The organism is Singulisphaera acidiphila DSM 18658 (genome assembly GCF_000242455.2).
Taxonomy (GTDB): domain Bacteria; phylum Planctomycetota; class Planctomycetia; order Isosphaerales; family Isosphaeraceae; genus Singulisphaera; species Singulisphaera acidiphila.
The window spans coordinates 8,608,529-8,619,971 of record NC_019892.1; the positions used below are offsets into that span (position 1 = coordinate 8,608,529).

8 protein-coding genes are annotated in these 11,443 nt (G+C 61.1%); 5 read left to right on the forward strand and 3 right to left on the reverse strand.

The annotated features are described in order from the left end of the window. Nucleotides 1–716 precede the first annotated feature (716 nt). The 3 genes from SINAC_RS33430 (at nucleotide 717) to SINAC_RS33445 (ending at nucleotide 5,741) form a co-directional block, all read left to right on the forward strand. Nucleotides 717–1,379, forward strand: a complete 663-nt coding sequence (locus tag SINAC_RS33430; protein WP_015249962.1) for a PEP-CTERM sorting domain-containing protein — start codon at nucleotides 717–719, stop codon at nucleotides 1,377–1,379. Between the two features lie 163 nt (nucleotides 1,380–1,542). Next, on the forward strand, nucleotides 1,543–2,901 hold the full coding sequence (locus SINAC_RS33435; protein WP_015249963.1) for a hypothetical protein: 1,359 nt from the start codon (nucleotides 1,543–1,545) through the stop codon (nucleotides 2,899–2,901). Nucleotides 2,902–3,554: 653 nt separating this feature from the next. Continuing rightward, the gene (locus tag SINAC_RS33445) at nucleotides 3,555–5,741 is read left to right on the forward strand and encodes an arylsulfatase (RefSeq protein WP_015249965.1); all 2,187 of its coding nucleotides are present in this window, start codon (nucleotides 3,555–3,557) and stop codon (nucleotides 5,739–5,741) included. Between the two features lie 224 nt (nucleotides 5,742–5,965). Here SINAC_RS33445 and SINAC_RS33450 read toward each other — a convergent pair whose 3' ends face one another. The 3 genes from SINAC_RS33450 to SINAC_RS33465 form a co-directional block, all read right to left on the reverse strand. Next, a complete protein-coding gene (locus SINAC_RS33450) occupies nucleotides 5,966–6,433 on the reverse strand; it encodes a group II intron maturase-specific domain-containing protein (protein WP_157579415.1) in 468 nt (155 codons plus the stop codon). A gap of 127 nt (nucleotides 6,434–6,560) precedes the next feature. Then, nucleotides 6,561–7,814, reverse strand: a complete 1,254-nt coding sequence (gene ltrA, locus SINAC_RS33455; protein WP_015246860.1) for a group II intron reverse transcriptase/maturase — start codon at nucleotides 7,812–7,814, stop codon at nucleotides 6,561–6,563. 554 nt (nucleotides 7,815–8,368) lie between these two features. Next, on the reverse strand, nucleotides 8,369–9,235 hold the full coding sequence (locus tag SINAC_RS33465) for a reverse transcriptase domain-containing protein (RefSeq protein WP_052334752.1): 867 nt from the start codon (nucleotides 9,233–9,235) through the stop codon (nucleotides 8,369–8,371). A 698-nt stretch (nucleotides 9,236–9,933) separates the two neighbouring features. On the opposite strand from SINAC_RS33465, the gene SINAC_RS33475 reads away from it, so the two are divergent. Then, complete coding sequence (locus SINAC_RS33475) at nucleotides 9,934–10,383, forward strand: OsmC family protein (protein ID WP_015249966.1); 450 nt, start codon at nucleotides 9,934–9,936, stop codon at nucleotides 10,381–10,383. Nucleotides 10,384–10,801: 418 nt separating this feature from the next. Further along, nucleotides 10,802–11,443 (forward strand): (2Fe-2S)-binding protein, encoded by a 642-nt coding sequence (locus tag SINAC_RS33480; protein WP_015249967.1) that lies wholly within the window; start codon nucleotides 10,802–10,804, stop codon nucleotides 11,441–11,443.

An 11,443-nucleotide genomic window follows, 5' to 3' on the forward strand; every position in this document is an offset into this window, starting at 1 on the left:
GGGTGAGCGATTGGAGGAATCGGGTAGGAGGGAGATCACGCCACTCGCCCAGCATTGTGCGAACGGCGCGGAGAGGACCCGATGCCTCATGTTTCCAAAAAGGGTGATCCAGCAGAGCGGCCCCGGCAGAGGACAGAGCCACGCTTCAGTCTACCATGGCACGGAACGCCCGAAACACCCGTTTTTGAACGACTTGTACCCCAAAACGCCCAAGTCGACACCAGTCCGGAATGCCGGGAGCCACGCTTTGCACTCACTCTGAGTTTCGGCCGTTTTTATCGCCGAACCCCTTTCAGTCAAGTTACCCGGGAGGAGGCCGCTCCTGGACTACCCGACCGAGGGTTTTCTCCTTGATCACCACTATCGCGAAACACACACAAAATCAACAATTTTCACACATTTTCAACTCATATCAAATCACAATGCGATACCAAGTGAGATAAAGCGTATGATTCACAGAGACCGAACAGGTACTGCACAGGTCAACACGGCCCGCGAAAGCCAAACCACTCACTTTCGCTATAAAAAGCAACACAAACCAGCAGGCTCGCGTTCCTCTCGAGGCACGGAAACAACAGGAATCAACGATTCCCTTGCATCGAACGCATTATTTCGGAATGATCCTTAGCTCTGGTGGGGTAAACCCCCTCCGTAGATTCATTGTTGAATCCACGTCAAACAGGCGCCGGCCGAAGCGGACCGGCAGGAGACAGTCGATGATGACAAGGATCCCAAGGCAGTTGAAACTTGCGATCGTGGCACTGGGCCTGACGGCTGCGGCGGCGGGACAGGCGAGGGCGGGTTTGGTCCTGGAAACAGCGACGGCCGGAACACCGGCAACCTACGGTTATTCCCTCTTCTCCAACCAAACGATTGGATCGAGATTCCATCTCGATACCACGACCGCTATCACGCAGATCGGTGGCAATCTCGGTGGCTCGGGGACGTTATTCGGGGCAATCACCGCTTTGAGCGCACCGGATGCCCTACCGACAGGAACGAGTTTAACGTTCCCAGTCCTGGCCTGGACGGTCTTCACCCTGAGCAACGATTTGACGACGGATATTTTTGCCAACCTTTCCGTGACACTCGGCCCCGGTGACTACGCCTTGATTTTCGGCACCGGACGGTTCGGAGCCGATGGCACTGGCTACCTAAGCTTTGACAACGATGACACCCCCCAGTCATCCGTGTTCTTTAGCAATGATACCACGGGCGAATACAACGACGGTGGTGTGACAGGGGTTCGGCTACTCGTCGTGGGCGAGACCCCGCCTGTCGCCGTCCCCGAACCCTCGGCGATGGTCTCCGCCGCCACCGGCGTTATGATGCTCGGGGGTTTCGCCTGGCGTCGACGTCGCAAGGCCATGACCTCCTGAGGCCAGACAACTCAAACCCTTCGCCCGCTCCAGGCCACGGCCCCGTCGCTCCACCGGATTGGAGGGAGGCGGGGCCAGCCAAACACAAACACATCACCACAACTCCACACAAACACATCCAAACAACTAAAAACCCCTAAAATCATGAGAATGGAGACGCCCCATGTCATCTCATGTCGGTCCCTCTCGGCGTAAATGGGCGGTTGCCAACCGGCCATCACACGGGAAAACCGTTCGTGGTGGTTTCCTTCTCTGCATCGTGACCGTCATTCTCTGCCTCTGGGGCGTTCCCACGGCCCGCGCAGAGATTCAGGTCGGGGCGGCCGTTCGCGTGATCACACCGAACCCGCTCTTGCCCGTCTCGGGGGGGATGGGAGCGCCCAAGCCGGCTCAGGAGAAGCGGGGCGAGCTTACGGCTCGTGCCATGGTCGTCCGCAAGGGGGACGTCTCCATCGCGGTCGTGGCGCTTGACTTGCTCGGGTTCCCGTCGGTGTTGGGAGACCGGGTACGCGCCAAGGTGAGCCGCATTCCGGCGGAAAACATCCTGATCGGCGCGACCCACACCCACAGCGCTCCCGATTGCTATGCCTTCCCGGACGGCAAAGGGGGGCATTCCGGCGACCTCGCCTACATGGCCTCGGTCTGCGACCAAACCGCCGAGGCGATCAACGAGGCGATCGACCGCCTCCAACCGGCCCGGATCAAGGTGGCGACAGGCGAGGCGCAGGGAAAGATCGCCTACAACTACTACGCTCCCGACCTCTACGACCGCAGGATGAGCGTGATCCAGGCACTCAACTCGGACGGCCAGACGATCGCCACGCTCGTCAACTACGCCATCCACCCCGAAGTGCTCGGAAACTCCATCGGCATCCTCAGTCCGGACCTGGTCGGGCCGCTCTGTGCAAAGATCGAATCACAGGCCGGCGGAACGGCCTTGTTCATGAACGGTGCGCAGGGAGGAATGGTCACGGCCGACAACCGCAACCTGGACCAACCGCGCGACCCGCAACGGGCCTACTGGGCTGACTCGCGTTCCTGGGACGAGTGCTTGCGGATCGGCCACCTGATGGCGGACGAGGCGTTGCGCCTCGTCAAAGACGTCCCCGAACAGAAGGACCCGGCCCTCTTTTGCAACTCGATCCGCGTGCGTTTCCCGGTCGACTCCAAACTGATGTGGGCCGTCGTCACGGGCTCGCCCCTCAACTACCCTTACAACAAGGATCAGTCGATCCACGCGAGGATCAACCTCATCAACCTCGGCGACGCCCAAATCCTGACGATCCCCGGCGAGGCCCTGCCGAATATCGGCGCCTACCTCAAGCGCAAGATGCGCGGTAAGCATAATCTCCTGTTCGGCCTGACGAACGACGCGTTCGGATACATCTTGACGAAGGTCGATTTCCAAAGCTTCCCACGCTACGAATACGTCTCGCGCACCTCACTCGGCGAGATGACGGGCGAGATCCTCATCGAAAAGTCCCTCGAGTTCGTCAACCAATCCCCACAGCCGGATCGCTAATCACCGGTTCGGCGCCCCGATCGCGACGCATTCAACCGAAGCAAGGGGTGTTTCCCAAAGGTGACTCGCGAACTCACGGTCAGTTCTCTTGAGCTTGGTGCATCGCTCGAGTGGACCGCATCCGGTTGAATTCGCTGAGAATCGCCTCGGCGCGACTGAGTTCGGAATCTCCTGCATTGTCCGGCAACGGGATGCATACCTCTCCCGGTTGCGTCCCAGCCGTCGGAGCCCCACACGTGATTCCGACCAGGCGGAGGAGAGCGATCAGATCATCCGCCTCCCTCGGGTCAATCCAGATGATCCGATCTTCACGGCTAAGCTTAGATATCATCACAGCAAACGGTCCTTGATTGAGAACGTTTTGGAGGTCTGACTGGGACGTCGCCTTCCTGACACAACCAAAGAAGGCGGGCGGGTCGCCTGCCGTCCCAGGCGAAATTCCCATACGGTCGCTTCAAGGGCATCCTAGCAAAGTTCACCGGTTTCAGCAGCGAACCCGCTCTCCAAAACAAGGCGTTGGGGCGAGCCTATCGCAATCTCCACAAATCCGATAAAACTTATAGGGTATGACCCCCTGCGATTTCGATGCGCCTCGCTGGCCGGGTCTTTTTCGCAGGACGGCGGTGCATCGGGCGTTGACTTCAGAGGTTGAGATGCGCGTATTTCGGTGTCCTTTCGTTCTCGTCACCCTTTGCCTGGGGGGATCCGGTCTTGCCTCGGCGGCCACAGACGGCGCTCGGCCCAACATCCTCGTGATTATGAGCGATGACATGGGGTACTCGGACGTCGGATGTTACGGTGGGGAGATCGCAACCCCGAATCTCGACGCCCTCGCCGCGAACGGGGTCCGATTCACTCAGTTCTACAACAACGCCCGTTGCTGCCCGACCCGGGCCTCGCTCCTGACCGGGTTGTATCCTCACCAGGCGGGGATCGGGCATATGATGAACGACCGCGGGCATGACGGCTATCGCGGGGTCTTGAACCGGCAATCGGTCACGATCGCCGAGGCGCTTCAGCCGGCGGGCTATCGCACTTATATGTGCGGAAAGTGGCACGTCACCCGCTTCATCGACGCGAAGGCCGATCGGGCCACATGGCCGCTCGGGCGTGGGTTCGAGAAATTCTATGGCACGATCGCGGGGGCGGGAAACTACTACGACCCGGCCACTCTCTGCCGGCAAAACGATGTCATCACCGTGGCGAACGACCCCGAGTATGCGCCCGACTCGTACTATTATACCGACGCGATTTCCGACAACGCCGTTAAGTACTTGCAGCAGCACGGGACGGAATCGCCCGAGAAGCCGTTCTTCCTGTACATCGCCTACACCGCCGCCCACTGGCCGATGCAGGCCCCCGAAAAGGCCGTCGCCAAGTACAAAGGCCGTTTCGATGCCGGATATACCGAAGGGCGCGAGGCGCGGCTCCGTCGGATGAAGGAGAGCGGCCTGATCGCGGCCGACTCCGCATTGTCCCCCGGCTCCGACAAATGGGACGACGTCAAGGACAAGGCGTGGGAAGCGCGTTGCAAGGAAGTCTACGCCGCCATGATCGATACGATGGACGCCGGGATCGGGCGGATCGTGGGCCAGTTGAAGGCGAGTGGGCAGCTCGACAAGACCCTCATCCTGTTCCTCCAGGACAATGGCGGCTGCGCGGAGAACACGGGGCGGTCGGCCAACGGTGATGCACCGGCCGACCTGAAACCGCTTGGGCCTGACCAGTTGCAGACCAAGACCGCGCCGCCGATGCAGACGCGCGACGGGCGCTGGGTCAAGACAGGTCCAGGGGTCTTACCCGGGCCGGCCGACACATACATTGCTTATGGCCGGGGTTGGGCGAACGTGAGCAACACTCCGTTCCGGGAATACAAGCACTGGACCCACGAAGGGGGTATCTCCACTCCCTTGATCGCGCACTGGCCCTCGGGAATTCGCCCCGATCGCGCCGGCCGGTTCGAACCACAGCCGGCGCACCTGATCGACATCATGGCCACGTGCGTCGCCCTCGCCGAGGCCGACTATCCGACCGAGGCAAACGGCCAAAAAATCAAGCCACGCGAAGGAGTGAGCCTGCGCCCGGCATTCAATGGAGATCCGCTCGCCCGAACGCAGCCGATCTTCTGGGAGCACGAGGGAAACCGTGCGGTGCGCGAGGGAAACTGGAAGCTGGTGGCCAAGGAGAATCAACCTTGGGAATTGTACGACATCGCATTGGATCGGACGGAGCTCAATAACCTGGCCGCATCCCAGCCCGACCGCGTCAAGGAGATGGCCGCCAAGTGGGACGCCTACGCCGCACGGGCCGACGTCCTACCGCTGGGCGCCTGGCACGCCGAGGATTCGGACAAGGGGAGCTTTAGCCGCGAGCGTCGCTTCTCGCTCAAGGCGGGCGATCGACTCGAACGTTCCCAGGCCCCGGCCGTCGTCGGCCAACCGTTCACCCTCAGCGCCCGGTTCCAAACGAGCGAAGATCAGGAGGATGGCGTGATCGTTGCCCAGGGGGCCACCGTTCACGGCTTCGCGCTCTTCGTGAAAGCCGGCCGGCCTCACTTCCTCGTCCGCACGGCCGCTGGCGACGCCCCCCAAATTGTCGGCCCCCAATTGACCGCAGGCGAACATTCGGTCATCGCACGAATCGACGCGCAGGGAACGCTCACGCTCGACGTCGACGGTAAACCGGCCGCCGCACCTGTACCCGGAAAGCTCTTGTCCCGGATGCCAGTGGATGGCCTCGAAGTGGGCCGAGACGAGAACAAACCCGTTGGCCCCTATGAATCGCCCTCGGCTTATCCCGGCAAAATTGAGTCGGTCGTGATCGAGCTTGGCGGCAAGTAAACCGGCATAAACTTGATGCATCGCGCAGCAACAGGGGGCCTCGTGACTCGAAAGAGCGCGAGGCCTTTTTTTTGTTCCACGGACCCACTTCGTTTTCTTTGCATCCCCAATCAATACGATAAAGTAGAGTCGAGGGGTGGCGCGGTGGCTGACGCTCCGTTTCCACTCCCCCGCTCATCGAACCGGACGGGCCATTTTCTGGCATCCGGCTCTCGGACAAGAACTCACGCTTTCGCCCACGGAAAGCTTCGGGGTCGCTCGCTCAAGCGGACCAGGCCCAGCACGTCGTGCAGGTACTGATCGGGGAACCGTGACGTCCCCCGACTCTTCAGCTTGTGCTTCCGCCGAAGCCACTGGCGGAGCCGATCCCGCGCGTGGCGGTCCACGGCTCGATACGCGGGACTGACCGGGCCGAGACAGAAATAGTTCGACCAACCCAAAAGCATCCGGTTCAGTCGGGCCACTCGGTCTTCGACGTCCGTCCAGAACCATCTCCGGCTCGTCTGGTCGCTGATCTCCCGTTTCAGGCGGTCGATCTTCTTCGCCGAGGGACGCGTCCCGATGTAGGACTGGCCCGTCTTCGGCGACCAGCATCGCCCGATCGTATACCCCAGGAAGTCGAACGTTTCCTCAGGGACACGGCACAACCGCGTCTTCGTCTCGTTCACCGTCAGCCGCAGCTTCAACATCATGCTCCGCATCGTGGCCATCGCTTCGGCAGCGGTGCCACGACAGCAGATCACAAGTCGAGTAGCCCGGGGGAATTGCACCCCCAGGCCCTCTCGGATCCGGACGGGAGGCTCTCGCCTCATCCGGCTCTTATGATCCAGTCGCTGGTCGAATCCCGATCTGCCAGAGAACCAGCAGATTCGGATCGCGTCGCGCCACTTGACCCAGCCAGTGGGCTGCGTTGATGGAGTGACGCCTCAACCGTTTGTATTTCCGCTGCGCCCATTTGACCAAGACACGCTCCAGGTGTCGGAGAACCGGAGTGAGCGCCGACCGGTAAAACCGACCGTAGTAGTTCACCCACCCTCGTACCGAAGGATTCACAAGCCCCGCGATCTCCTCCAGAGACTGATTGTTCCGGATGGCGGCCAGCCGCCAGTCTCGGATCGTCTCGCGGATCGCATTGGCGGCCTTGTGGCTGATCGCTGGGATGAAGCTCACGAAGAACTTCCCCCATCGATTCTTGGCCCGCCGGGGCCGAAAGGTGTAGCCGAGGAAGTCGAACTTGATGTGTTCATGCTGGCCCCTCCGGTCATCGTCCTGGCAGTACACGATCTTGGTCTTCTCAGGGTGAAGCTCAAGACGGCACTCCTTCAGACGTGCCCGGACCGCTTCGAGCACGTGTTCCGCTTGAGCCCGGCTCTTCGCGTGAATGATCACATCGTCCGCATAACGCGCGAAGTGGATGTCCGGAAAGCTCCGGGCCATCCAGAGATCGAACGCATAGTGCATGAAGAGATTGGCCAACAAGGGCGAAACAATCGACCCCTGGGGCGAGCCCTTCGTACGCTCTTCTCGACGACCGTCCTGCTTCTGAACGGGGGCTTTCAGCCACCGCTCGATGTACAGCAGGACCCATGGTTCGTTCACGTGATGACAGACTGCCTTCATGACTAGTTCATGATCGAGATTGTCAAAGAAACCTTTGATATCCAGATCAATCACCCAGTCGGACCGCCAGCACCGCTCCCGCGCGGCGGCCACCGCATCCAGCGCCGATCGTCCGGGTCGATACCCGTAGGAGTCGGGATGGAAGTGCGGCTCCACCAGCGGCTCCAGATGCATCTTGACGACCATCTGAGCCACGCGATCGCCGACCGTGGGAATCCCCAGCGGCCTTGAACCCCCATCGGCTTTCGGGATCTCCACGAGCCGCACCGGCGGTGGAAAGTAGCTGCCCGAGGACATCCGATTCCAGATCTTGTAGAGGTTACCCTTCAAGTCGGTCTCGAACGCCTCGATCGACTGCCCGTCCACCCCGGCCGCCCCGTGGTTCGCCTTGACCTTCAGGTAGGCCTCGTAGACCACCTGTTTGGAAATCGCGTAAGGCTTCGCTTCAGGCATCGGTTCCTCCCATCGCTGGTTGACTTTTGCCTCTCGCGTGGGCCTTGACGCACGACTTCGCTTCCGGCATGAATTCCTCCCATCGCTGGTTGATCCATCCCTTGGCTGAACCATTCAACCCCTTCGCTCCACCCGCATTACCAGGCTTCAACGCTACTACGGGTTGATCCGCCCCTGTGCCACGCATCGGGACTTTGACCTCGTGGGGCCTCCACTTGGGCATCTCCCTTGGCATCGTGACGACAGGTTCCCACGTTCCCCGCGAGAGCCTGAACCGAGCTCGCGCCACCTTTACGCCGGTCACCATCAAGGCCGTAAGCAGGTCCCGCCTTGACTGCATCCCAGGCCAACGACTGGAGCCTGGTTTCGATGACGTCCCTACGCTTTCGACGCCTCATCGGTGGTTCACTTGCGTTCGCCTTCTCGGTTCTTATCTGACCGGTTCAGACCGGCCTTTTCCCGAACGCTCACGACCAGGACTCTTAATCCAAGCCGCTTCGGGTGATTTGGAATCTGGTCCTGCAACCCGATCCCGAGGGACCTACCCTCATCTCTCACGCAGCATGGCGTTCCGGGACGCTCCTGAAAGTCGTCCTTTCACACCTTCGTGGCGCACAGTCATCCGCATAGTTGACGACATGAGCGTCGAGCCGTTGTTCGTGTCCGAGGAGCTTCCAGCCCACAATGAACCGACGCATATAAATGTTAGCGAGTAACGGTGACAGAGGAGACCCTTGCGGGCTGCCCCGGCCCTCATCCTTGTTCCGAGTCGTTCGGCGCGTCCGACCCCGATCGTCGGTCTCTTCCACCGGGGCCACCAGCCACATCTTGATCAGCCCCAGGAGGTGCCGGTCGCTGATGCGTCGTGACAGCGATTTCAGGAGCTCCGAGTGCGGGATACTGTCGAAATAGCCGGACAAATCGGCGTCCACCACATCATTATGCCCCATGCTCACATGCCCATGGACCTGCCTCACAGCGTCCAGGGCACTGCGGCCCGCCCGGTAAGCGTGTTGTTCCGGAGGCAGGTCGGCCTCGAAGATCGGCTCCAAGACCAGAACCACCGCCATCTGCACCACGCGGTCCCGGATCGTTGCGATCCCCAGCGGCCTTTGCTTCCCATCCGGTTTAGGGATCAGGACGCGGCGCACTGGAGACGGTTGATACGTACGATCCCTCACCTCGGTCGTCAGTTCGTCGAGCCATCGGTCGCGGCCGTACGCCTCAATGTCCTCGAAGGTCTGGCCGTCCACCCCCGGGGCGCCGTCGTTGGAGCGACAACGCAGGTAGGCAAACTCCAGGATATCCTGCCGATACACCTTGTCGTACAACCGATAAAACCGATACCCCGGCGATTCCTTCGCTTTGGCATGCAGCGTCGTCTGGAGTTTCTGAACCTTCGGTGGAGGTGTGAGGCTCATGCCAATCTCCCGGCTCTCATGCTCTTTGTGACGCTGGTCTTGAACTCAGGCCCCTTCCCTCGACCGGCGTTACCCGGCGTCCACGGTAGTACGGGCCTGTCCGCCACCCCAGTCGGCCCGGCCAGTCCCTCGCGGGCGTCCGGTTGGAGGTCACGCGCCTCCGCCAAGTGGGGTTTCCCGTGTTGCAGGCGTCTCCCGTTTGTCGACATGCCGTTGCCATTACCCCGGTGGGATCGCTGGGTCAGATCGCTCATGGGACGGCCTATTCCACCCGTTTCCCTGTTCATCAGCGACGACGGCCTTCCCCGATGTATTGGCGGGTCGGCTCCCACGTTAAACCTTTCGAGGCCTGCTCAGCATTCACTCGCGTTACGGCCTGTCGACTCGCTGCGCCGCCAGGCGGCACATTTGTCTCGAAGGCTCCGACGGCTTCGTTACCTCCACCGCCGCTCCGATAGCTTCCGGCCGGAGCGATTCAGTTGGCCGGGCGGGACTTGCACCCGCTGGGAAGACACTGCCTTATCACGGCGCACAAAACTATTCATAATTATATACTTGCAAAACCGCTCTCAAAGGCTTGCGTCCCTGGCTATGGACGGTTGCCACCGCGAGGTTGCAAAATGCGCATAGGACTTGACTCACCTCCTCTATCGTTAAGAACGAGAGCACTCTCTCCAAAGAAAAGGAGCACGAACACGATGTCGGAACACAAGGTCGCCATCACGTGGAAGCGGGAGACACCCGACTTCGCTTACGAGAGCTACAATCGAGACCACGACTGGACTTTCGATGCGGGTGTGACGGTCAGAGCTTCGGCGGCTCCTGCTTATCTGGGAAGCGAATCTTGCGTCGATCCCGAGGAGGCGTTCGTCGCAAGTCTCTCAAGCTGTCACATGCTCACATTCCTCGCGATCGCCGCCAAGAAACGATTCGTGGTGGACGGCTACCAGGATCACGCCGTGGGTGTTCTCGACAAGGATGCGTCGGGTCGCCTGGCTATTGTTCGGGTCACGCTGCGCCCCGAAGTGGCGTTTGGCGGCGAGAAGACGCCAACCTCTGCCGAACTGCAACGGCTCCACGAACAGGCTCATCATGCCTGCTTTATCGCGAACTCGGTCAAAACCGAGGTCCTCGTGGAGTCGCCATGAGTCGTCCCCTCACGGCCGGGTCGCCTCAATGAGGTCAGCGAGTTCGCTCGTCGAGGCGACCCGCCCTGCGACAACGCCCTGTCATTTGCGGCACCGGCTCAGGCCGAGGGGTCGGCGCGACGAATCCTGCCTTACCTAATCCTCGAATCTCCCCGTGACAAATCGCACAGTTTTACCATTAGCCGTTCTTTAGTTGTGAAAAGACCAGTTCTGCCTTACCTAATCCTCGAATCTCCCCGCGACAAATCGCACGGTCTTACCATCAGCCATACTCTGTTGTGAAAAAAGGTGGAAGTCCCTCCCGGTGGGTGCTTGCGAAGCGGTGGTTCGATTGCGATAGTTCAGCGTTCACGCTCGGGCTGGTGCGTCTCGCCTCGCCGGTCGGGCGGGGTTGCCATGATCCTGGGAGATTTGCGCGATGACAGAACACGATCCCAAATACCAGGGAGGCCCGTCAGGGCCAAGCCGCCGCGACTTCCTGCGGGGGTCCGGTCTCGCGGCGGCCTCGGCCGTACTGACGGCCCAGGCCACCACCGCGATCGAAGAGGCGGAGGCGGCCGAAGCGGCGGAGCCGAAGGTACTGACCGGCGAAGTCAAGCTCACCCTGCAAGTCAACGGAGAGGCCAAGACCTGCACCGTCGAGCCGCGCAGCACTCTGCTCGACACCTTGCGAAACCGCCTGGACGTCACCGGGCCCAAGCGGGTCTGCGACCGCGCCAGTTGCGGCGCCTGCACGGCGATCGTCGACGGCGCTCCAGTCTACTCGTGCACCACACTGGCGGTCTCCTGCCAGGGCAAAACGATCGAGACCCTCGAGAGCTTCGACACCGGTGAGGCGAGCGTCGCTCACGCATTCCACCAGAACGATGCCTTGATGTGCGGCTACTGCACCCCTGGGTTCGTCACGGCGTGCAAGGCGTACCTCGACAAGAACAAGGGTGCGGAACCGACGCTCGAAGAGATCAAGCGTGGCCTCGACGGCAACATCTGCCGCTGCGGCACCTACATTGGCGTCTTCCAGGCGGCGCTGGCCGCGGCGAAAGCCATGAAAGGAGCCTGA

Coding starts and splice junctions, on each gene's coding strand:
- SINAC_RS33430 (WP_015249962.1), top strand. CDS start 717: ATGATGACAAGGATCCCAAGGCAGTTGAAACTTGCGATCGTGGCACTG.
- SINAC_RS33435 (WP_015249963.1), top strand. CDS start 1,543: ATGTCATCTCATGTCGGTCCCTCTCGGCGTAAATGGGCGGTTGCCAAC.
- SINAC_RS33445 (WP_015249965.1), top strand. CDS start 3,555: ATGCGCGTATTTCGGTGTCCTTTCGTTCTCGTCACCCTTTGCCTGGGG.
- SINAC_RS33450 (WP_157579415.1), bottom strand. CDS start 6,433: ATGATGTTGAAGCTGCGGCTGACGGTGAACGAGACGAAGACGCGGTTG.
- ltrA (WP_015246860.1), bottom strand. CDS start 7,814: ATGCCTGAAGCGAAGCCTTACGCGATTTCCAAACAGGTGGTCTACGAG.
- SINAC_RS33465 (WP_052334752.1), bottom strand. CDS start 9,235: ATGAGCCTCACACCTCCACCGAAGGTTCAGAAACTCCAGACGACGCTG.
- SINAC_RS33475 (WP_015249966.1), top strand. CDS start 9,934: ATGTCGGAACACAAGGTCGCCATCACGTGGAAGCGGGAGACACCCGAC.
- SINAC_RS33480 (WP_015249967.1), top strand. CDS start 10,802: ATGACAGAACACGATCCCAAATACCAGGGAGGCCCGTCAGGGCCAAGC.